Origin of the sequence: Dyella sp. SG562, assembly GCF_011759495.1 — a bacterium.
GTDB lineage: Bacteria > Pseudomonadota > Gammaproteobacteria > Xanthomonadales > Rhodanobacteraceae > Dyella_D > Dyella_D marensis.
The window spans coordinates 689,236-709,801 of record NZ_JAAOYS010000002.1 but is presented as its reverse complement, the minus strand read 5'-3'; the positions used below and the strand labels follow the sequence as shown (position 1 = coordinate 709,801).

The 20,566-nt window shown below is 68.8% G+C and carries 19 protein-coding genes; 9 read left to right on the top strand and 10 right to left on the bottom strand.

The annotated features are described in order from the left end of the window. Positions 1–57: 57 nt before the first annotated feature. The 4 genes from FHW84_RS06630 to tsaD form a co-directional block, all read right to left on the bottom strand. A complete protein-coding gene (locus tag FHW84_RS06630) occupies positions 58–906 on the bottom strand; it encodes a DUF6159 family protein (RefSeq protein WP_167253610.1) in 849 nt (282 codons plus the stop codon). A 75-nt stretch (positions 907–981) separates the two neighbouring features. After that, complete coding sequence (folK, locus tag FHW84_RS06625) at positions 982–1,464, bottom strand: 2-amino-4-hydroxy-6-hydroxymethyldihydropteridine diphosphokinase (RefSeq protein ID WP_167253608.1); 483 nt, start codon at positions 1,462–1,464, stop codon at positions 982–984. 8 nt (positions 1,465–1,472) lie between these two features. Further along, positions 1,473–1,832 carry a dihydroneopterin aldolase gene (folB, locus tag FHW84_RS06620; RefSeq protein WP_167253606.1) on the bottom strand — a complete coding sequence of 120 codons (360 nt, stop codon included), beginning with the start codon at positions 1,830–1,832 and terminating at the stop codon, positions 1,473–1,475. A gap of 128 nt (positions 1,833–1,960) precedes the next feature. Continuing rightward, positions 1,961–3,010, bottom strand: coding sequence for a tRNA (adenosine(37)-N6)-threonylcarbamoyltransferase complex transferase subunit TsaD (tsaD, locus tag FHW84_RS06615; protein WP_343203567.1), 1,050 nt, complete (start codon positions 3,008–3,010; stop codon positions 1,961–1,963). Positions 3,011–3,065: 55 nt separating this feature from the next. Between tsaD and rpsU the strand changes: the two genes are divergently transcribed. Next, positions 3,066–3,281 (top strand): 30S ribosomal protein S21, encoded by a 216-nt coding sequence (gene rpsU, locus FHW84_RS06610; protein WP_014404075.1) that lies wholly within the window; start codon positions 3,066–3,068, stop codon positions 3,279–3,281. Between the two features lie 198 nt (positions 3,282–3,479). Beyond that, positions 3,480–3,923: a GatB/YqeY domain-containing protein gene (locus FHW84_RS06605; RefSeq protein ID WP_167253604.1), complete on the top strand. Its 444-nt coding sequence runs from the start codon at positions 3,480–3,482 to the stop codon at positions 3,921–3,923. Positions 3,924–3,944: 21 nt separating this feature from the next. On the opposite strand, the gene FHW84_RS06600 is transcribed toward FHW84_RS06605, so the two are convergent. Then, the gene (locus FHW84_RS06600; protein WP_167253602.1) at positions 3,945–4,253 is read right to left on the bottom strand and encodes a hypothetical protein; all 309 of its coding nucleotides are present in this window, start codon (positions 4,251–4,253) and stop codon (positions 3,945–3,947) included. A gap of 150 nt (positions 4,254–4,403) precedes the next feature. Here FHW84_RS06600 and FHW84_RS06595 point away from each other — a divergent pair, with 150 nt between their 5' ends. Then, positions 4,404–4,574, top strand: a complete 171-nt coding sequence (locus FHW84_RS06595; RefSeq protein WP_167253600.1) for a DUF1328 domain-containing protein — start codon at positions 4,404–4,406, stop codon at positions 4,572–4,574. Here the strand turns inward: FHW84_RS06595 and FHW84_RS06590 are convergent. Continuing rightward, complete coding sequence (locus FHW84_RS06590; RefSeq protein ID WP_167253598.1) at positions 4,571–5,218, bottom strand: N-acetyltransferase; 648 nt, start codon at positions 5,216–5,218, stop codon at positions 4,571–4,573. The genes FHW84_RS06595 and FHW84_RS06590 overlap by 4 nt on opposite strands. Before the next feature lie 76 nt (positions 5,219–5,294). Here FHW84_RS06590 and dnaG point away from each other — a divergent pair, with 76 nt between their 5' ends. The 6 genes from dnaG (at position 5,295) to FHW84_RS06560 (ending at position 11,512) form a co-directional block, all read left to right on the top strand. Next, entirely contained in the window at positions 5,295–7,034 is a 1,740-nt protein-coding gene (dnaG, locus tag FHW84_RS06585) for a DNA primase (RefSeq protein ID WP_167253596.1), read from the top strand. Between the two features lie 118 nt (positions 7,035–7,152). Next, on the top strand, positions 7,153–7,779 hold the full coding sequence (locus FHW84_RS06580; RefSeq protein WP_167253594.1) for a DedA family protein: 627 nt from the start codon (positions 7,153–7,155) through the stop codon (positions 7,777–7,779). Positions 7,780–7,817: 38 nt separating this feature from the next. Further along, positions 7,818–8,279, top strand: a complete 462-nt coding sequence (locus FHW84_RS06575) for a GNAT family N-acetyltransferase (protein ID WP_167253592.1) — start codon at positions 7,818–7,820, stop codon at positions 8,277–8,279. A gap of 128 nt (positions 8,280–8,407) precedes the next feature. Further along, positions 8,408–9,640: a serine hydrolase domain-containing protein gene (locus tag FHW84_RS06570; RefSeq protein ID WP_167253590.1), complete on the top strand. Its 1,233-nt coding sequence runs from the start codon at positions 8,408–8,410 to the stop codon at positions 9,638–9,640. A 236-nt stretch (positions 9,641–9,876) separates the two neighbouring features. Next, on the top strand, positions 9,877–10,572 hold the full coding sequence (locus FHW84_RS06565) for an SGNH/GDSL hydrolase family protein (protein ID WP_343203573.1): 696 nt from the start codon (positions 9,877–9,879) through the stop codon (positions 10,570–10,572). 109 nt (positions 10,573–10,681) lie between these two features. Then, complete coding sequence (locus tag FHW84_RS06560) at positions 10,682–11,512, top strand: oxidoreductase (protein ID WP_167253588.1); 831 nt, start codon at positions 10,682–10,684, stop codon at positions 11,510–11,512. 220 nt (positions 11,513–11,732) lie between these two features. On the opposite strand, the gene FHW84_RS06555 is transcribed toward FHW84_RS06560, so the two are convergent. The 4 genes from FHW84_RS06555 to FHW84_RS06540 form a co-directional block, all read right to left on the bottom strand. Next, the gene (locus FHW84_RS06555) at positions 11,733–14,483 is read right to left on the bottom strand and encodes an Ig-like domain-containing protein (protein WP_167253586.1); all 2,751 of its coding nucleotides are present in this window, start codon (positions 14,481–14,483) and stop codon (positions 11,733–11,735) included. A 196-nt stretch (positions 14,484–14,679) separates the two neighbouring features. Then, positions 14,680–16,134 carry an efflux transporter outer membrane subunit gene (locus FHW84_RS06550; RefSeq protein WP_167253584.1) on the bottom strand — a complete coding sequence of 485 codons (1,455 nt, stop codon included), beginning with the start codon at positions 16,132–16,134 and terminating at the stop codon, positions 14,680–14,682. A gap of 2 nt (positions 16,135–16,136) precedes the next feature. Further along, positions 16,137–19,232, bottom strand: a complete 3,096-nt coding sequence (locus FHW84_RS06545; protein WP_167253582.1) for a CusA/CzcA family heavy metal efflux RND transporter — start codon at positions 19,230–19,232, stop codon at positions 16,137–16,139. Next, the gene (locus FHW84_RS06540; RefSeq protein ID WP_167253580.1) at positions 19,225–20,319 is read right to left on the bottom strand and encodes an efflux RND transporter periplasmic adaptor subunit; all 1,095 of its coding nucleotides are present in this window, start codon (positions 20,317–20,319) and stop codon (positions 19,225–19,227) included. Before FHW84_RS06540 ends, FHW84_RS06545 begins: the two co-directional genes overlap by 8 nt. Positions 20,320–20,566 lie beyond the last annotated feature (247 nt).

Here is a 20,566-nt window from a genome sequence, read left to right as displayed (position 1 = left end):
TGCCATGAAAAAGGGCGGCATCGCTGCCGCCCTTCCGGATACGCACCGGCGCGCGCATCAGCTCTTGGTGCGAAACGCCTGCTCCAGCAGCGCCTGGTCGAAACCGCCTCCGACCTTGCCCTCTTCGGCGTACTGGTACAGCGCCGCCGAATAGATGCCCTGCAGCGAAGCCTGCACCAGCGCCAGCACGATCAGGCTCACCACCGCCACCGCGATGGCCGCCACGATCAGCGGCAGCGACTCCGTCGTCAGCGCACCGACCACCAGGGCGCCCATGACCACGATCAACACGAAGCTCAGCAACCCGAACACCACGCCGATCCCGGCGTTGCCGATCAGGTTCTCGCCCCAGGTGCGCTTGAGCAGTTCCACGCTGCGCTTCACCGCTTCCATCGGGCCGATCTCCTCGCTGGCCAGCACCGGCACCACCAGGAAGGTGGCCACCGTCCAGGCCAGGCCGAGCAGGCCGGCCACGATGCGGCCGACGAAACCCAGCCGCTCCTGCAGCGCGCGCAGGAACAGGCCCACCGTGGCGGCGATCAGCGCATAGCCGAAGATCGCGCCGACGCGCGACTTGGCGATGGCGAAACCGGCCGCCAGGCTGGTCTCTTCGCCGCGCAGGCGCTGCAGCGCCGCGCCGGCGAGCGCGGTATTGAAGAAGATGATCACGAAGTACTGCACCAGGTAGAACGCGAACGTCGCCACGTACCAGCCGAGCGGCAGCTTGTCGCGGCTCACGTGCTCCATGCCCGCCGCCGCAATGGCAATGGGGATGATGAAGCTTGCCGCCACCAGCAGGCAGCACAGTCCCGACAGCAGCGGGAACATCATCAATGCCTTGTCCGAACGCAGCACCGCCGCGCTCGCCTTCATCAGATTCCAACTGCGCGCAAACTTGCCTGCCATATCCCCTACCTCGTCCCTTGGTGAAAGTTGCGCCGCGATTTCTAGCATCTGCGCCGGAAACGCGACAGTGCGTCCTTACAGCGGCTCGACCGTCAGCGGCTCGCTCGCCGCGGGAAAAGCCGCCCACAGCTCGGCCATGCTTCGCCCGTCGACAGGGTGGCGCAAGCCTGGCGCGATGTCGGCGATCGGCCGCAGCACGAAGGCGTGCTTGAGTTCCTTGCGCGGAATGTCCAGGTGCCCTTCGCCCCGCCGCACCAGGTCGCCGTACAGCACGATGTCCACGTCCAGCGTGCGATCGGAATAACGCGGCACGTCGCGGCGGCGCCCGTGGCGGTCTTCCAGCGCATGCAGCCAGTCGTTGAGCGCTTCCGGCGCCAGCTCGGTATCCAGGCCCACCGCCAGGTTGACGAAGTCCGGCCCGTCGAAGCCCACCGCCTTGCTGCGGTAGGCCGGCGATACCTCGATGGCGCCGAAGCGCGCGCGCAGTTCGTCCAGCGCGGCGCGCAGATACTGCCGCGGCTGCTGGTTGGAACCCAGGCTCAGGTAAACGCGTGCCATGCCGCCGCTCAGCCCGGACGCACGCCGCGCTCGATGCGCACGCCCACCGAACGGGCGCCGCGCACCGCGCCGGGCTTGGACAGCTTCAGCCGCACCCAGGCCACGCCGAATTCCTCGCGCACGATCGCCGCGCAGCGCTCGGCCAGCGTCTCGACCAGGCCGAAGCTGGAGGTTTCCACGTATTCGATCAGGCGCTTGGACACGTCCTTGTAGTTGAGCGTGTCGGCGATGTCGTCGCTGGCCGCGGGCCGGGTGTTGTCGAAGGCCATTTCCAGGTCGAACGACAGCGTCTGCCGCACGCGGCGCTCCCAGTCGTAGATGCCGATGACGGTGTCGATGCGCAGGTCTTCGATGAAAACGATGTCCATGGCTCTTTGGGCGGGAACAGGGAATAGAGAGTAGGGAATAGGAAAAGCGTAGCGCTTCGTCTCGTCGCGCGCCGCTTTTCCTATTCCCTATTGGCGATTCCCTATTCCCTGGCGCGCGTCACGCGCGCCTAAACCGCCGGCAGGGTTTCCAGGTCCCAGCGCGGGAAGACCTGCACGCTTTCGTCCTGCTGCTGGCCGGCGGCGAGGCGGATCGCGCCGGCCAGGGCGATCATCGCGCCGTTGTCGGTACAGAAGGCCAGGCGCGGGAAATACACGCGGAAACCTTCCTTGGCGCCGGCCTCGGCCAGCTCCGCGCGCAGGCGCTTGTTGGCGCCCACGCCGCCGGCGATTACCAGCCGCTGGGCGCCGGCGGCCTGCAGGGCGCGGCGGCACTTGATCGCCAGGGTGTCGATGATGGCTTCCTCGAAGGCGCGGGCGATGTCGGCGCGGGTCTGCTCGGACTGGTCCGACTGCTGCCACGCCAGCAGCACCTGGGTCTTCAGGCCCGAAAAGCTGAAATCCAGCCCGGGCCGGTCGGTCATCGGCCGCGAGAAGCGGAACACGCCCGCCCGCCCCTGCTGGGCCAGCGCGGCCAGCGCCGGGCCGCCGGGATACGGCAGGCCCATCAGCTTGGCGGTCTTGTCGAAGGCTTCGCCGGCGGCGTCGTCCAGGGTGTCGCCCAGGATCTTGTAGCGGCCGATGCCCTGCACTTCCACCAGCATGGAATGCCCGCCCGAGACCAGCAGGGCCACGAACGGCGGCTCCGGCGGGTCCTCCTCCAGCAGCGGGGCCAGCAGGTGGCCTTCCATGTGGTGCACGCCGATGGCCGGCACGCCCAGCGCCCAGGCCATGGCCCGGGCGGCGGAGGCGCCCACCAGCAGGGCCCCGACCAGGCCGGGGCCGGCGGTATAGGCCACCCCGCCCACGTCCTGCGGGGTCAGGCCGGCCTCGGCCAGGGCCTCGCGCACCAGCGGCAGCAGCTTGCGCACGTGGTCGCGGCTGGCCAGTTCCGGCACCACGCCGCCGTAGTCGGCATGCAGCTTGATCTGGCTGTACAGGGCATGGGACAGCAGGCCGCGGCCCGGCGCGGCGGGCTCCCAGCGCAGCAGGGCCACCCCGGTCTCGTCGCAGGACGTCTCGATGCCCAGCACGGGCTTTGAAAATTGCTTCGTGTCCACGCTATACTTCGCGGCTCGCCCGATCAGACGGGCAAGTTTACCACTCGGAGTTTCCATGCCCAGCGTAAAAGTCCGCGAGAACGAGCCGTTCGAGCTTGCCCTGCGTCGCTTCAAGCGTACTTGTGAAAAGGCCGGCGTCCTGGCCGAGACCCGCAAGCGCGAGTTCTACGAAAAGCCGACCCAGGAGCGTAAGCGCAAGCGCGCCGCCGCGGTGAAGCGTCACCTGCGCCGCCTCTCGCGCGACACCTCGCGTCGCACGCGCCTGTACTGAGGCTGCCGTCCGCCCTTCGGCGGACGCAAAGGTCGAGGCCTGGCGCCAGCGGCGCCGCCTGCCACCTTTCATGCCACGGCAGCCGGCGCGAGCATCCGCAGCCGCTGCCTTATCGCTCCAGCATCGGCCGGCGTTGCCTCAGGCAACGCCGGCTTTATGCGTTTCCTTCACGCCAACAGCCCCTCCCCGGAGAGTGACATGTCCCTCAGGCAACAGCTCCAAGAAGACATGAAGAACGCCATGCGCGGCGGCGACAAGGCCCGCCTCGCCGTGATCCGCCTGATCCTGGCCTCGATCAAGCAGCGCGAAGTGGACGAGCGCATCGAGCTGGACGACGTGCAGACCCTGGCCGTGCTGGAAAAGATGCTCAAGCAGCGCCGCGATTCGATCACCCAGTTCGACGCCGCCCAGCGCCAGGACCTGGCCGACGCCGAGCGCGCCGAAGTCGCCGTGATCGAGACCTACCTGCCGGCCAAGCTCAGCGAAGCGGAGATCGACGAGCTGATCACCGCCGCCATCGCCAGCACCGGCGCCAGCTCCGCCCGCGACATGGGCAAGGTGGTCACCGCGGTGAAGCAGCAGTCCGCCGGCCGCGCCGACATGGCCGTGGTCTCGGCCCGCGTGAAGGCCCGCCTCGCCTAAGGCCTGCCTCACTTAAGACCCCTAGTGGCCCAGGCCGCCCGCCGTACGCAGCCAGAACAGCAGCAGCACCAGCGCGATTACGGCCACCACCATCACCCATGCGTGGTGGCGGCGCTGGCTGCTCACCTGCTCCCAGCGCTCGCGGTCCAGGAAATAGCGCCCCTCGCCCGGGCAGCGCAGCACGCCGCGCTCCACCAGCTGGTACCAGGCAATGCCCGGGGTCAGTTTCAGCTCCTCGGCGCCGCGCGCCGATTCCGTACTCGTCGCGCCCGCTTCCTCGAAGCGCCGCACGATCGTGCGCTGCGCGCGCAACATCATCGCCGTCAACATGGCGTTATCTCCGAACTAAACCGTTTCCAACGCGGCGTTAAAGCCGCGTCGCGGCATGACGCCGCCCACGCATTATCCAGCCAAGTCCTTCACGCCGGCACGGCCACCCTCGCGGATGCCGCTGCCGCGGCCTACGACAAGGAGAGACGCATGCTCAAGTGGGCCATCATTTTCGCCATCGTTTCGCTGGTCACCGGCTGGCTGGGTTTCTACTCGGTCTCCGGCATCACCGGCACCATCGCCAAGGTCCTGTTCGCGATCTTCGTGATCCTGTTCCTGATCGCGCTGCTGGCCGTGGTCGGCATCTTCCACATCGCCTAGTTCCCCATCACCTGGCCCCACCGCTCCATGCGCCGATGCGGGGGCACCTGTCCCCGCGCATCGGCCAGGGCGGAGGGCCGCTCCCCGGTCACCGCAAAGCCGCAGCGCTCGTACAGCGCCTGCGCGCGCGGATTGGTTACCGCCACATCCAGCGCCAGCGGCATGCGCCCCAAAGCGGCAGCCTGCGCGGCCAGATGCTCGATCAGCGCCACGCCGATGCCGCGCCCGCGCAGGGCCGGCTCCACGCCCAGGTGGGCCAGGTAATGCATCCGCCCCGACGGCGGCCTGATCACCGCCTCCACCCGCAGGCCGCGCGCGATCACCCCGACCGCATGCCGCCAGCCGAAGAATCCCAGGATCTGCCGCGCCGCCGCCAAGGTGAACACCCATTGCGCCGACGCCCCGTAGCCGGCGCCGACCGCCACCACCCGCCCGTGCAACTCCCCCACGCAGTGGTTGCGCCAGCCGAATTCGCCGGCGCCGTCGACAAAGGCGTGGCGCAGGAAGGCCTGCGCATCGCTGCGTCCCGGTACCGCGAACACGTATTCGAACGCCCCCGGCCCCGAACTGTGGATCAGCGGCACCGCCGCCGCCACATCCCCCGCCGCCGCCGGCCTGAAACGCACCTGTGCACTTGCCGCCATGCCCGCCTCCCCCGACGATGGACCACCAGCATAAGCCGGCCCCGCCCCTTGACCGCACCCGTACACTAGAGAGCTTATGCGCGGCCGTATCCCCGACACCTTCATCGACGAACTGCTCTCCCGCGTCGACATCGTCGACGTGATCGAGCGGCGTGTGCCGTTGAAGAAGGCCGGGCGCGAATGGACCGCCTGCTGCCCGTTCCACAACGAGCGCTCGCCCTCGTTCTACGTCAGCCCGGCCAAGCAGTTCTTCCACTGCTTCGGCTGCGGCGCGCATGGCAGCGCGATCAAGTTCCTGATGGACTACGACCGCCTGGAATTCCCCGACGCGGTGGAGGAACTGGCGCAGTCGGTCGGCCTGAAAGTGCCTTTCGAAGGCGGCCGCGACAACGCCCCGCGCGAAGACAAGTCCGACCTCTACAGCCTGCTCGACAGCGCCGCCCGCTGGTACGAAGGCCAGCTGCCGCACAGCCCCGAGGCGCAGGCCTACTGCAAGAGGCGCGGCCTCGACGCCGACACCATCGCGCGCTTCCGCATCGGCTGGGCGCCGGCCGGTTTCGACGGCGTGCTGAAGGCGCTGGGCACCGATGCCAAGCGCATGCAGCTGCTCAATGACGCCGGCATGGTCGCCAGCAACGAGCGCGGCAACAAATACGACCGTTTCCGCGAACGCCTGATGTTCCCCATCCTCGACCGCCGCGGCCGCGTGATCGCCTTCGGCGGCCGGGTGCTGCAGTCCGAGCAGGGGCCGAAATACCTCAACTCGCCCGAGACCGCGCTGTTCCACAAGGGCCGCGAGCTGTTCGCGCTGTGGCAGGTAAAGCAGGCCAACAGCAACCTGGCGCGCATCGTGGTGGTCGAGGGCTATATGGACGTGATCGCCATGCACCAGGCCGGCCTGCCGATCGCGGTGGCCACCCTGGGCACGGCCACCACGCCGGACCACACCGAAGTGCTGTTCCGCGCCGCGCCCGACGTGGTGTTCTGCTTCGACGGCGACCGCGCCGGCCGCGCCGCCGCATGGAAGGCGCTGGAAGCCGCGCTGCCGCGCCTGCGCGACGGCCGCCAGGCGTATTTCCTGTTCCTGCCCGACGGCGAAGACCCGGATACGTTGATTCGCAAGGAAGGCAAGCAGGGCTTCGAGCAGCGCCTGAAGAACGCCACCCCGCTATCGGAATATTTCTTCGGCGAACTGGCCCACGAAGTGGACATCGGCAGCCTCGACGGCCGCGCCCGCCTGGCCGAACGCGCCCGCCCGCTGATCGCCCGCCTGCCCGACGGCGCCTTCCGCGACCTGATGGCGCAGGACCTGGAACGCCGCACCGGCGCCCGCGCCGTGCTGCAGGCCGATGCCGCGCCGCGCCGCGCAGCGCAGCGACCGGTGGCGGTGCAGCGCAGCCTGGTGCGCAGCGCCATCGCGCTGCTGCTGACCCAGCCGGGCATGGCCGACGAGGTCGTGCGGCCGTACGGTTTCCTGCGCCTGGACAAGCCCGGCATCGAGCTGCTCGCCGAACTGATCGACCTGTGCCGCGCGCGCCCTGGCATCAACCCGGTGGTGCTGGTGGAGCACTTCGCCGAGCGCCCGGAGTATCCCGCACTGCAAAAACTGATGGCCGCCACCGTGGTCGGCGAGCCCGAGCTGCAACGCGTGGAGTTCTTCGACGCGCTGCAGCGCATGGAACACCAGGCCACCGAGCAGCGCCGCGAATTCCTCATCGCGCGCAGCCGCGAAGGCACGCTCGACGGCGCGGAGAAAGCGGAGCTGCGCGAGCTGCTGGCCTTGCGCGTGGCCCCACCTCCCGCCACATCCAACTGAAGCGCCATGCGGTTATGCTCCCCCGCTTCGCCCCCGCCGGCCGGCGCCCATGGAATGGCTCGCCTGTGGGATCATCGCCCCTCGCTTTCCGCCGGGGCTCGACCAGGCAAGGACGTCGATGGATCTGCTTGAACGACTCGTCACGCTGTTCGCCGAGAACGGCTACGCCGCCGTCTTCATCGCACTGCTGCTGTGCGGTGCCGGCGCGCCGTTGCCGGAGGACATCACCCTGGTCGCCGGCGGCGTCATCACGGGCCTGGGCTACGGCAACGTGCACATCATGTTCGCGGTGTCGATGGTCGGCGTGCTGCTGGGCGACGCGGGCATGTTCCTGCTCGGCCATCATTACGGCGCACGCATCCTGCAATGGCGCGTGGTGGCGCGCGTGCTCACGCCGGAGCGCTACGCCAAGGTGCAGGAAAAATTCGAGCGCTACGGCAACCGCCTGATGTTCATCGCGCGCTTCCTGCCCGGCATGCGCACCGCGGTGTACATCACCGCCGGCACCACCCACCGCGTGTCGTTCATGCGCTTCTTCCTGCTGGACGGCCTGGCCGCGCTGATCAGCGTGCCGATCTGGGTCTACCTGGGCTATTTCGGCGCCAACAACCACGAGTGGCTGGTGATGTGGATCCGCCGCGGCCAGAGCAGCCTGTGGGCGCTGGGCGGCATCGTCCTGGCGGTGGTGCTGGTGCTGTGGTGGCGGCACCGCCGCCGCGTGGCGCGCGAGAGCGCCGGCCCCTGAAGACACCGGCGAGCGCAGCGGCCGCCTGAGGATCCTTCGTGTCCCACCCCGTCATCGTCCGTCCCATCCGCCGCAGCGACCTCGCCGCCTGGACCCCGCTGTGGGACGGCTACAACGCCTTCTACGGCCGCTCCGGCCCCACCGCGCTGCCGGAGGAAATCACCCGCACCACCTGGGAACGCTTCTTCGACGAGGCCGAACCCGTGCATGCCCTGGTGGCCGAAAGCGATGGCGCACTGCTGGGCCTGGCGCATTACCTGTTCCACCGCAACACCACCGCGATCGGCCTGAACTGCTATCTGCAGGATCTGTTCACCGCCGAGGCCGCCCGCGGCCGCGGCGTGGGCAAGGCGCTGATCGAGGCCGTTTACGCGCAGGCCCGCCAGGCCGGCTCGCCGCGGGTGTACTGGCATACCCACCACACCAACGCCACGGCCATGCGGCTGTACGACCAGGTGGCCGAGCACTCCGGCTTCGTGGTCTACCGCAAGCTGTTCTGAGCGGACCCAGCCAGGCGCCTGCCTCGGCTTTCGTGCTGCGCCGCACGAAAATTGCCCCATCCGGGTCCCCGCCCCGGCTAAAATGCCTGACCCAGGAGCCCCATTGCTTCAGGACGAACAGGGAACCCATGCACCTCGACACCACGCCGCCGACCCTGCCGGGTCGCAGCGCGGGCCATGCCTTGGCCCGCTTCTCCGCCTGCGCGCTCGCCGCCGCGCTGAGCCTGGCCGCCGGCCTGCCCGCGCAGGCGCTGCCGCGCGCGGCCGCCGCCACCACGCCGTCCACCCTGCAGAAGGCGCTGGACGAACTGCAGGCGAAGTCCACCCTGCCGGGCTACTGCGTGGCCGTCGTCGACCGCGCCGGCGTGCGCTACGCCAAGGGCTTCGGCTATGCGGACCTGGCCAGCAAGCGCCCGTATACGCCGGACACCGTGCAGCCCGTGGCCTCGATCGCCAAGCCGGTGCTGGCGGTGGCGCTGATGCAGCAGGTGCAGATCGGCGCGCTGTCGCTGGATACCGACGTAAGCCGCCAGCTGCCGTTCGACGTGCACAACCCGCACTACGCCTCCAGCGCCATCACCCTGCGCCAGCTCGCCACGCACAGCTCCGGCATCGTCGACCGCGAGCCGTTCTACACGCAGAGCTACGGCAAGGGCACGCCCGCCTCGTTCGACACGCGCAGCCTGCTCAAGGCCTATCTCGAGCCGATGGGCGCCAGCTACAACGAGGCCAACTTCGCCAGGACCGCGCCCGGCAGCACCTACCGCTACAGCAACCTCGGCTCGGCCCTGGTCGCGCTGGCGGTGGAATACAAGGCCGGCAGCCCGTACCGCATGGTCACGCGCGAACGCATCTTCCAGAAGCTCGGCATGAACGCCACCGGCTGGACGCCGTCCGACACGCAGGGCCCGCAGGCCACGCTGTACGACAAGAACAAGAAGCCGCTGGCGCCGTACAGCTTCCCGTCCTACGCGGCCAGCGGCCTGTACTCCTCGTGCAACGACGTGGGCAAGTTCCTGGCCGAGATGATCAGCGGCTACGGCGGCCGCGCCGGCCTGCTGTCGGCAGCCTCGTACAAGACCATGTTCGGCCCCGCCTGGCCGAAGGGCGAGCAGCCCAAGGGCGTGCGCGCGGGCGACGGCCTGGACCAGGGCCTGTTCTGGCAGCGCACCGCCGGCGGCGAGCTGGGCCATAACGGCGGCGATGCCGGCGTCACCGTGCAGATGTCGTTCAATCCCACCACCGGCACCGGCCGCGTGCTGATCACCAATATCAGCGACGGCGACCGCGCCGACGTGGCGCGCGAGCTGGCCAACCTGTGGCAGGTGCTGGGCAAGTTCGAGCAGAACCCCGACCCCTGAAAGCGTGCGCGCGCCGCTCGCATCGGCGTGGTGAACCGGCTACAAGGGACGCTCCCGTCGTTCGGACGTCCAAACGGAACCACGCCGTGCCAGCCATCCGTATCCGTACCCTGCTGCTCGCTCTTGTCCTGATCGCACCCATCGCCTCGGCCCAGGACCACGCCGCGCCCGATCAATCCAGGCCCGATCAACCCAGGCCCGATCAATCAAGGCCCGATCAATCAAGGCCCGAAGCGATCGACCCGCTCTACACCGCCGCGCCATCCTCGCTCGCACCCGACGACATCGCCTCGCTGCAGCAGCGCCTGGCCGACTGGCCGCAGCTCGCGCGCTACCGCGAAGCCAATGCGCACCTCGAAGCGCCCAAGCCCGGCGAGCGGCGCGTGGTGTTCTACGGCGACTCCATCACCGACAACTGGGGCCGCCAGCAGGACACCGCGTTCTTTCCCGGCAAGCCCTACGTGAACCGCGGCATCGCCGGCCAGACCACGCCGCAGATGCTGGTGCGCTTCCGCCAGGACGTGATCGACCTCAAGCCCGCGGCCGTGCTGATCCTGGCCGGCACCAACGACATCGCCGGCAACAGCGGCGTGAGCACGCCGGAGATGATCGAGGACAACCTGCGCTCGATGGCGGAGCTGGCGCGCGCCCACCATATCCGCGTGATCCTCGCTTCCATTCTTCCCGTCAGCGACTACCCGTGGCGCCGCGGCCTGCAGCCGGCGGACAAGGTGCGCGCGCTGAATGCGTGGATCAAGCAGTACGCCGCGGCCAACGGCGCCGTGTATCTGGACTACTACAGCGCCATGGCCAACCAGGATGGCGGCCTCGACGCGGAACTGGCCGGCGACGGCGTGCATCCCACGCCCGCCGGCTACGCGCGCATGGCGCCGCTGGCGGAAAAAGCGATCGAGCGCGCGCTGTCGCACTGACGCGCGCTTCACGTGCCACAAGGCATCCCGACAACTCGCGCGGCGATCCGCTAGCATCGCCGCTCCGGAACGCGGAGTGCGTTCCTTGACCGTGATTACGGGGGCTTCCATGGCAGGCAAAGTCTGGTTCATCACCGGCGCATCGAGCGGTTTCGGCGATGCCTTCGCGCGCTACGCGCTGGGCCGCGGCGACAGCGTCGTCGCCACCGCGCGCGACACCGCGCGCCTGGCCCCGCTGGTAAAGCTGGCGCCGGACCGCGTGCTGGCGCAGCGCCTGGACGTGGCCCAGCCGGACGAGGCCGACCCCGCGATCATGGCCGGCGTCGAGCGCTTCGGCCGCCTGGATATCGTGATCAACAACGCCGGCTACAGCGTGGTCGGCGCGGTGGAGGAAACCCCCGACGCCGAACTGCGCGCGCTGATGGACACCAATTTCTTCGGCGCCGCCGGCGTGATCCGCGCCGCGCTGCCGCTGCTGCGCGCGCAGCGCAGCGGCGCCATCGTCAATATCACCAGCCTGGGCGGGCAGCTCTCGTTCGCCGGCTTCAGCGCCTACTCCGCCAGCAAGTTCGCGCTGGAAGGCCTGTCCGAGGCACTGGCCGGCGAAGTGGCGCCGTTCGGCATCAAGGTGCTGATCGTGGAACCCGGGCAATTCCGCACCAACCTGGCCGGCGCCGGCATGCGCTACATGCCGGAACTGCCGGCCTATGCCGACACCGTGGGCGCCACGCGCCAGTTCGCGCACGGCATGCACCAGACCCAGGAAGGCGACCCGCTCAAGGCCGCCGCCGCCATCGCCAAGGCGCTGGAAGCCGACGACACCCCGCTGCGCCTGGCGCTGGGACGCGATGCGGTGGATGCGATCCGCGGGCATGCGCAGAAGATGCTGGTGGATATCGATACGTGGGAAGCGGTGTCGGTCGATACGCGCATCGATTGAGCGCACGGCCATCACGTAGGTTGGGGTGAGCGCAGCGAACCCCAACGAGACGGACAGCACGATCGCCACGTTGGGGTTCGCCATGCTCACCCCAACCTACCCCGATCGCCAACGCGAGAACGTCCCCGCATGTCCGCCACCGGCCCGCTCGATACCCGACTCCGATACGCCCCCCTGAACCCGTCATCCCGGCCTGCGCCGGGATGACGGGCCTAACGGCTTACTGCGCCTTCACACTCACATCGTCGATCACGAACGAGGTCTGGTTCGAGCTGTCCTCGACCCCGTAGAAGTTGATCTGGATGGTCTGGCCGATATACGCCGACAGGTCCACCGTGTGCTCCTGGTAGCCCGTCGCGGCGTTGGCGTTGGACCAGGTCGCCAGCGTCACGTACTTGCCGGCGGAGGTGATCACCTGCGCGCTCAGCGTGTCGTAGGCGGTGCTGCCGCTTTCGGCCGTGTCGATATGCATGAAGAAGTCGAGCGTGGCCTTGGTGGCGGTGGCCGGGATGGTGATGGACTGGCGCACATAATCCGTGTGCGCGGAACCGTAGCCATCCAGCCAGGCCTTGTAGCTGCCGGCGTGGGCCGCTTCGCCGCTGGTGTTGTTGATCACGCCGCTGGTCTGCGTCCACGAGGTGGCGCCGCTCTCGAAGCCGCCGTTCTTCACCAGCTCGGTGGCGGTGCCGCCGCCATTGGACACGCTGAAGCTCACCGTCGCACTGGTGCCGACGTTGTTGGCCGCGTCGTAGGCCTTGGCCACCAGGCTGTGGCTGCCGTTGGCGAGCGTGGTGGAATCGAGCGAGGCCGTGTACGGCGAAGCGGTGTCGGTAGCCTTGAGCGTGCCGTCGACATAGAACTCCACCTTGCTCACGCCCACGTTGTCGCTGGCCGTGGCCGACAAGGTGATGGTGCCGGAAGTGCCGCTTTCCGAAGCGCTCACCGTCGGCGGCGTGGTGTCGCCACCGCTGCTGTTGGACACGCTGAAGCTCACCGTCGAGCTGGTGCCGACATTGCCGGCCGCGTCATACGCCTTCGCCACCAGGCTGTGCGAGCCGTTGGCGAGCGTGGTCGAGTCCACCGTGGCCGTGTACGGCGTGGCGGTGTCGGTGGCCTTCAGCGCGCCATCGACATAGAACTCCACCTTGCTCACGCCCACGTTGTCGCTGGCCGTGGCCGACAGCGTGATGGTGCCGGAGCTGCCGCTTTCCGACGCGCTCACCGTCGGCGGCGTGGTGTCGCCGCTGCCTGCGCCCTGGGTCACCCATACCGGCGCCGACCACAGCTGCTTGCCGTCGTCCTGGGTGATCTTGGCGTAGTAGAAGTGATCGCCATTGGCCGGCGTGATGGTGGTGGTGGCGGTGCTGGAGGTGGTGGCCACCGTGCCGTTGCTGCCCGGCACGCCTTCGAACACCTGCACGCGCTGCACGGTGTGGCCGGCGGTGCTGGCGTAGTTCACCGTGAGCGTCAGCGCGCCGCTGTTGCTGAAGCGCTCGCCCATCAGATGGCCGTTCGCGGTGAGCACGATCTGGCCGGTCTTGTCCTCGGTGGCGAACACGTGGCGGGCACGGATCGCATCGAGGAAGGCGTTGAGGCTCAGCGTGGTGCCATTGGGAATCAGCACGCCGGTGCGGTTGGTGTAGCTGGCGCCCCAGTTGGCGCAGTGGTTGTCCTGGTCGGAGCTGGGCGCCACGTGGTAGCCGCGCTCCAGGAAGATATTGAACGCGTTTTCGTAGCTGGTGCGGCTGGTCTCGGTCTCAGTGGTGTTGTGCGAGAAGGCCGAGCTGTTGAGCACTTCGGCCAGCACCATCACCTGGTCGCCGTCGGCGGTATAGCCCAGATCCTGGCCGCCGGCATTGAACTGGCCGCTGGTGGCCGGATGGTTGAACTGGCCGACCCAGCCGTTGGTCTTCATCAGCGTGTACAGCGAGGCGTAGTCGCTCTTGGCGGTGAACACGTCGCCGATCAGCTGGTTGGAGCTGTTGTATTCCCACTCCAGCAGGCTGGGCGAATTGAAGATGTTCAGATGGCCGCCGTTGCTGATCACGCCCCACTCCAGGCCGTAGATGGCCAGGAAGTTGGAGTGCGCGGCGTTGAACGTGCTCGCCGCCTGCAGGCCGGACTGATACAGATTGTGCGCGGTGGCCGGGCTGGCCGAGGCATTGGTGCCGGTGGAGCCGTCGTACATGTGGTTGTGCTCGGACGTCATCAGGATGTCCAGGCCGTCGTTCAGCGCGTACTGGTAGGCGTCGGCCGGGCCGTACGGCGCGCTCTGCGGATTCTGCGCGTCCACGCAGGTGGAGACGTCGCCGCCGCCATCGCTGTGGTTGGTCTGGCTATGCAGATTGCCGTAGTAGATGGTGTACGGCAGGCTGCCCGTCGCGCCCACCGACTGCGGCTGCACGATCGCGGCGGACATCGTCGCCGGCGCGCTGCTGCGGCTGGTGTGGCGCAACGCGGTGAAGGCCGGCATCTGCGGCTTGGCCACGCTGCCGACCAGCACGTCGTAGCGCTGCTCTTCCACCAGCTGCGGCGCCTTGGCGCCCGCCGCCGCCAGCGCGCTGGACGGCAGGCCGGTGCCGATGCGCTGTACGGTGTCGTTGTCCAGCGCGATCGCGCGCAGGCGCACCGTGTAGAAACCCGGGCTCAGCGTGGCGCCCGCGGCGCCCAGGCCGTCCCAGGTCACCTTGGCCTGCGTGCCGCCGGCACGCAGCGCGCTCAGGCCCTGCCAGTTGCGCAGCACGCGGCCCTGCGCATCGAGCAGGTCCACCGACCATGCCACCGGCGTGCCCTGCACGGCGCCCGGATAAGAGAAATGCAGCAATGCCGTACGCGCACCCGTCCCCTGGAAGGGCACGTACAAGCCGGTTTCGAATTCCTCGTGATCAGGCAGGGTGCCGGCCAGTACAGGCAACGCGAACACCATGCCGGCAGTCATCAGACTGCCAGTGAGCAACTTCTTCCACTCCATGTCTACCCACCCTCTTTGGTTGTGAGATTCCCCTGCCGGGACATCATCCAGTCCCAGACGACAAGGGTATGACCGATGGCATGGTCGCGAGTGACACAGCGCACATAAAAGGCCCTGCGATATCGAAAGTTATTGCGTAAGCCACGCGAAAGAGTGGTCGATATGGACGTCTAAACGTCCATATCCATCCAGTCCATCACCGCGCACCGACTGCCTCCACGGTATCGTCGCGATGCCACCAGCCGCCGCCCGCCGCCTGGAACAGCGCCACCGTATCGGCGTAGCGTCCGGCCTGGGCCTGCACCAGGGCGATGCGCGCCTGCTGCCACGCCAGCTGCGCATTGAGCAGCGCGCTTTCGCTGAGATCGCCCAGCGCCAGTTGCTTCCGTGCAATGTCCAGGCTGCGCGCGGCGGCCCGCTCCGCATGCTGCGCCGCCTGCAGCGCCCGCGCATCCGCTTCCACGGCATGCAGCACGTCGGCCACGTTCTGCAACGCCGCGAGCACCGTGCCGCGATACTCCGCCGCTGCCTGCCGATAGCCCGCCTCGGCCGCACGCTGCTTGTGCTTGAGCGTGCCGCCGTCGAACAACGGCTGGGTGATGCCGGCACCGAGGTTCCAGAAGCCGCTGCCCGCGTCGAACAGCGCGCCCGCCTTGCCGGCCGTGCGGCCGAAGCTGGCATTGATCTGCACATTGGGCAGGCGCCCGGCGATGGCGACGCCGACCGCCGCGCTGGCGGCGTGCAGCTGTTCTTCCGCGGCACGCACGTCGGGGCGTTGCTCGACAAGTTGCGCCGGCAGGCTCAGCGGCAGTTCGGCAGGCAGCTGCAGGCTGTCCAGGGTGAACTGCGCGCCGAGCTCTTCATCCGGCGTCCGGCCGCTCAACGCCGCCAGCAGATCGCGCTGCTGCGCCAGCTGCTTCTCCAGCGGCGGCAGGCCGGCACGGCTCTGCTCCAGCGCGGCCTGCTGCGCCGCCACCGCGGCTTCGGAGACATCGCCCAGCGCCTGCTGGCGCTGCAGGGTGGCGAGGATCGTCGATTGCGCCTCGACGATCTCCCGCGTGGCGTCGATCTGCGCGCGCAGCGAGGCTTCCGTGATCGCCGCGTTCACCAGGTTGCTGGTGAGGGTGAGATAGGTCGCCTCCAGCTGGAAACGCTGCGCATGCGCGGTCGCCACCAGCGATTCCACCTGGCGCCGCGTGCCGCCCCACAGATCCGGCGCATACGAAACGCTGACCTGCGCCGTGGTCAGGCTGTACAGGCTGGCGCCCGACTGCGCCGGGCTGGCCAGGTCCCTGGCGATGTCCTGCCGCGTCGGGCTGTAGCCCGCGTTCGCCTGCGGGAAGTACGCACCGCGCTGCGCATAGACGTTCTCCCACGCCGCCTGCAGCGCCGCGTGCGCGGCTTGCGCATCGGCGTTGCGGCGCAGCGCGTCGGCGATCAATGCATCCAGCGGCGCGCAGTGGAACAGCGTCCACCATTGGCCGGGAATATCCATCGCGGCGACGATCTTCTGCGTATCGCCGTCCGGTAGCGAGGGAGCCTCGATCCGCGCCTTGGGCGCTTCGGGACGATGGAAGTCCGGCCCGACGGCGCAACCGGCGAGGCCTAGGGCGAGCGCGCAGCCCGCGTACCTGGTAATGAGCTGGCGCATGATCAGATCTCCTTCGCCGGATGCACGCGGCGCGCACGGCGCTCGACGAAACGTTCGAGCGCGTCGTAGAACGCCGGCAGGATGAACAAGGTAAGCAGGGTGGCGATCACCAGTCCGCCGACCACCACCGTGGCCAGCCCGCGCTGCACGTCGGTGCCGATGCCGGTGGCCAGTGCGGCCGGCAGCATGCCGACGCTGGCCACCGTGGCGGTCATCAGCACGGGGCGGAAGCGCTCGGTGGCGCCCAGCAGCACGGCGTCGCGCACGCCGTGGCCTTCGCGGCGCATACGGTTGAAGTTGGCGACCATGATGATGCCGTTCTGCACGGCCACGCCGAACAGCGCGATAAAGCCCACCGCCGTGGCGATATTCAAGGTCTCGCCCTTTACGTGCAGCGAGATCAGCCCGCCCAGCGTGGCCAGCGGCACCACCGCCAGCACCAGCAGGGCCTGGCGCAGATTGCCGAACTCGGCGAACAGAAGCACCGCCATCACCGCCAGCACCAGCAGCATCACCACCACCAGGCGTGCCTGCGCGCGCTGCTGGTTCTCGAACTGGCCGGCCCATTCCAGGCGGTACTTGCGCGCATCGAACTTCACCTTGTCGCCGATGCGCGCCTGCGCCTCGGCCAGATAGTCCGACAGCGCGCGGTCGCGGTTGTCGATGCGCACGGTGAGCTGGCGCTCGGTGCCCTCGTGGGCAATGGTGCTTTCGCCGGTCTGCTGCACGATGCGCGTCACCATCGCCAGCGGTACGCGCGCGCCGGAGGGTGCGGTCAGCACCAGGCCGCCGAGCGCGGCGGGGCTGGCCGCCACCTGGTGCGGCACCCGCGCGGTGACGTTGTAGACGCGGTCCTCCACATAGGCTTGGGTGATCGCCGCACCGCCCACGCCGGTCTGGATCAGCGTATTGATGTCGGCCACGTTGATGCCGTAGCGCGCGGCCGCATCGCGGTCCACCGTCACGGTCAGCTGCGGAATCGGCGGCTCCTGGAAGATCGACGCATCCGCGGTGCCGCGCACGTCCTTGAGCACGCCCACGATCTCGCCGCCGATGCGGCGCAGCTCCTTGAAGTCCTCGCCGTAGATGCGCAGCACCAGCGGGCTGTGCGCGCCGCCGACCATATCGTTCTCGCCATCGATGATCGGCTGGCTGATGCCGACACTGATGCCTGGCAGCTGCTGCAGCCGTGCATTGAGCCGGTTGACGAACTGCGCCTTGGTCTCGCCACCCGGCCATTGCGCATATGGCTTCAGCCCCACGCCGGATTCGATATGCGAAGGCGTCCACGGATCGCTGCCGGTGTCGTTGCGGCCGAGCTGGGTGACCACGTAGCTCACCTCGGGAAACTCGCCCACCACGCGGCGGTACTCGCTGGCCATCTCGCTGGCCTTCTCCAGCGACAGGCCGCTGGGCAGCTGCACCTGCACCCATAGCGAGCCTTCGTCGAGGTCGGGCAGGAACTCGCGGCCGATGCTCGCGCCCAGCGCCAGCACCGCGGCCAGCGCGGCGCCGGCGATCGCATAGGCGATGCGCGGACGGCGCAGCAGCTGTTCGAGCAGACCGCGATAGCCGCTCTGCAGACGCTCCAGCGGCTTGTTGTGGAACATCTTGCGCGGCTTGCGCAGCGCCAGCCAGGCCAGCGCCGGCACCAGGGTGATCGCGCACAGCAACGCACCCAGCAGCGCGTAGCCGACGGTATGCGCCATCGGCGCAAACAGCTTGCCCTCGGCGCGCTCGAAGGCCAGCAGCGGCGCGTAGGCCGTGATGATGATCAAGGTGGCGAAGAAGATCGGCCGCGCCACCTGCCTGGTCGCACCGAGCACGTCCGCTTCGTGCAGGTAGGCGTCGGGCCGCGCCTCGCGCTTGCGCAGGATCGCCTCGGTCACCACGATCGCCCCGTCCACGATCACGCCGAAGTCGATCGCGCCCAGCGAGAACAGGTTCGCCGGCATGCCGGTGAAGTGCATCGCGATAAACGTGGTCACCAAAGCGAACGGAATCGCCACCGCCGCCACCAGCGCGCTGCGCGGACTGCCCAGGAACAGGATCAGCACCACGCAGACCAGGGCCACGCCCTCCAGCACGGTATGTCCGACCTTGCTCACCGTGGCCTGCACCAGCTCGTCGCGGTCGAGGAAGGGCACGATGCGCACGTCCATCGGCGCGAGCTGGCGATTGAGCTCGTCGACTTTGGCGTGGATGCCTTGCAGCACCTTCGACGGATTCTCGCCCAGCAGCAGGTCGACGATGCCTTCGATGGTGTCGGGATTGCCGTCCTTGCCGAGAATGCCCTCGCGGATCTGATGCCCGTACTGCAGCTTGCCCAGGTCGCGGATGCGCACCGGGTTGCCGCCGTGCTGGACCACCACGATATCGCCCATGTCCTTGAGCGAACGCATCAGCCCTTCGCCGCGGATCACATACGACTGCTCGCCGCGCGTGACCCGGCCGCCGCCGGCATTGGTGTTGTTGGCGCTGAGCGCGGTGATGACGTCGTTCATGCCTACGCCGAACTGCAGCAGCTTCTGCGGATCGACTTCGAGCTGGAACTCCTTGGTGAAGCCGCCGAAGTTGTCCACGTTGGCCACGCCGGGCACCTGCTGCAGCGCGGGGATCACCTTCCAGCGCTGCAGCTCGGACAGCTCCATCAGGTTGCGCGTGTCCGACTCCAGCGTGTAGCGATAGATTTCGCCGGCGGGTCCGGAGACGGGATCGAGGCCCGGTGCCACGCCCTGCGGCAGCGTCACGCCGGCGATACGCTCGGTCACGCGCTGGCGCGACCAGTAGATTTCCGCGCCGTCGCGGAACACCAGGGTGATCAGCGACAGGCCGAAGGTGCTGCTCGAACGCATCGAAGCCAGCCCCGGCGTGCCGGCCAGCGCGCGCTCCAGCGGCGTGGTGATCTGCTGTTCGATTTCCTCGGCGGCGAGGCCCGGCACCTGGGTGGTCACCTGCACGGTGACGTCGCTCAGTTCCGGATACGCCTCCACCGACAGCCGCGTCCACGCGTAGTGGCCGTAGATCGCCAGCAGCACCGCGATGCCGAAGACGAGCCCGCGCTTGTGCAGGCACCAGGCGATGATCTTGTCAATCATTGATCAGCACTCCGCCCGCCACCACCACGCGCTCGCCGGGCGCCAGGCCCTTGAGCACGCGCGCGTCGCCGCCTTCGTCCTGGCCCAGCTCCACCGTGCGGCGCACGAAGGCCCACGGCGATACTTCGACGAAGACGGTGACGCTGTCGTTGTTCATCAGCAGCGCCGACTGCGGCACCAGCAGCGTGCGCGGCTGCGGCACGCGGAACGTCGCCGTGGCGAACATGTTGGCCTTGAGCGCGCCGTCCCCGTTGGCCACCACGATGCGCGCCTTGACCCGGCGCGAGTCGGCATCGAGCACGTCGCTCACCGACTGCACCACGCCGTCGACATGCCGGCCCGGCCAGGCCGGCAACACCACCTCGGCGGACTGGCCTGGCGCCACCTGCGCGGCTTCGTCCTCCGCGACGTTGGCGGTGACCCAGACATGGCCCAGGTCGGTGATGGTCATCAAGGCGGCATTGGCGTCGTTGGCGAAGGCGCCCACGGCCGCGCTCAGCGAGGTCACGCTGCCGTCGGCAGGCGAACGCACCGCCACACCGCGTGCGTCGCCTTCGCCCAGCGCCGCCAGCCGAGCCTGCGTGCGCGCCAGTTCGGCCTGCGCCTGCGCATAGCCGCTGCGCGCCGCTTCCAGATCCTTCTGCGCGGCGCCGCCGGCCTGCTGCACGGCTTGCGCGCGCTCCAGCGCCTGCTTCGCCAGCGCCTGTGCATCCGCCGCCTTGCGCTGGTCGGCCACGGCCTGCGCGTAGTCGCCGGACGCGATCAGCGCCAGCACCTGGCCGCGCGTGACGCGGTCACCCAGCTTCACGCGCAGCTCGGCGATGCGGCCGGTGACCGGCGCGAGCACGTTCACCGTATGGCTGGGATCGGCTTCGATCGTGGCCGGCGCCACCAGCGCATGCGGCAGCGCGCGCTGTTCTACGGTGCGCACTTTCAGGCGCTCGCGCAGCGGCGAGTTGGCGGGGATGCGCAGGATGCCGGCGTCGTTGACGACGGCGGGCGCCGGGGCTGGCGCCTGTTCCGTACGCGAACAGGCAGCGAGAGCGAACAGCAGGACAACGGAAGAATGCTTGATGCGGAACGACATGAGTTTTCCCGAGGCATGGGCGTGCGCCGTCCTGGCCGAAGCGGCCATGACGACAGGCTGGCGGCGGGAAACGGGCAGCGCGTGGCGCTGCCGGTAGCCCGGACGCGGTCGGAACACCGTCCGCCGCGTCCGGGCCACGCGCTCAGGCGTGGACGGGAGACGGCGTCAGTGCAGCGTTAGGTGACTAGACGGGTCTGGGTCCAAGTGCGGGGCTCTCCGATATTCAAAACTTCGAAAGAGATCGGCG

Bases quoted from the DNA above. Each gene is read 5' to 3' on its own strand.
- FHW84_RS06570 (WP_167253590.1), top strand. From the start codon at position 8,408: ATGCACCTCGACACCACGCCGCCGACCCTGCCGGGTCGCAGCGCGGGC.
- FHW84_RS06580 (WP_167253594.1), top strand. From the start codon at position 7,153: ATGGATCTGCTTGAACGACTCGTCACGCTGTTCGCCGAGAACGGCTAC.
- FHW84_RS06600 (WP_167253602.1), bottom strand. From the start codon at position 4,253: ATGTTGACGGCGATGATGTTGCGCGCGCAGCGCACGATCGTGCGGCGC.
- FHW84_RS06630 (WP_167253610.1), bottom strand. From the start codon at position 906: ATGGCAGGCAAGTTTGCGCGCAGTTGGAATCTGATGAAGGCGAGCGCG.
- FHW84_RS06545 (WP_167253582.1), bottom strand. From the start codon at position 19,232: ATGATTGACAAGATCATCGCCTGGTGCCTGCACAAGCGCGGGCTCGTC.
- FHW84_RS06605 (WP_167253604.1), top strand. From the start codon at position 3,480: ATGTCCCTCAGGCAACAGCTCCAAGAAGACATGAAGAACGCCATGCGC.
- folK (WP_167253608.1), bottom strand. From the start codon at position 1,464: ATGGCACGCGTTTACCTGAGCCTGGGTTCCAACCAGCAGCCGCGGCAG.
- FHW84_RS06555 (WP_167253586.1), bottom strand. From the start codon at position 14,483: ATGGAGTGGAAGAAGTTGCTCACTGGCAGTCTGATGACTGCCGGCATG.
- FHW84_RS06550 (WP_167253584.1), bottom strand. From the start codon at position 16,134: ATGCGCCAGCTCATTACCAGGTACGCGGGCTGCGCGCTCGCCCTAGGC.
- FHW84_RS06590 (WP_167253598.1), bottom strand. From the start codon at position 5,218: ATGGCGGCAAGTGCACAGGTGCGTTTCAGGCCGGCGGCGGCGGGGGAT.
- FHW84_RS06540 (WP_167253580.1), bottom strand. From the start codon at position 20,319: ATGTCGTTCCGCATCAAGCATTCTTCCGTTGTCCTGCTGTTCGCTCTC.
- folB (WP_167253606.1), bottom strand. From the start codon at position 1,832: ATGGACATCGTTTTCATCGAAGACCTGCGCATCGACACCGTCATCGGC.
- FHW84_RS06595 (WP_167253600.1), top strand. From the start codon at position 4,404: ATGCTCAAGTGGGCCATCATTTTCGCCATCGTTTCGCTGGTCACCGGC.
- rpsU (WP_014404075.1), top strand. From the start codon at position 3,066: ATGCCCAGCGTAAAAGTCCGCGAGAACGAGCCGTTCGAGCTTGCCCTG.
- FHW84_RS06560 (WP_167253588.1), top strand. From the start codon at position 10,682: ATGGCAGGCAAAGTCTGGTTCATCACCGGCGCATCGAGCGGTTTCGGC.
- dnaG (WP_167253596.1), top strand. From the start codon at position 5,295: ATGCGCGGCCGTATCCCCGACACCTTCATCGACGAACTGCTCTCCCGC.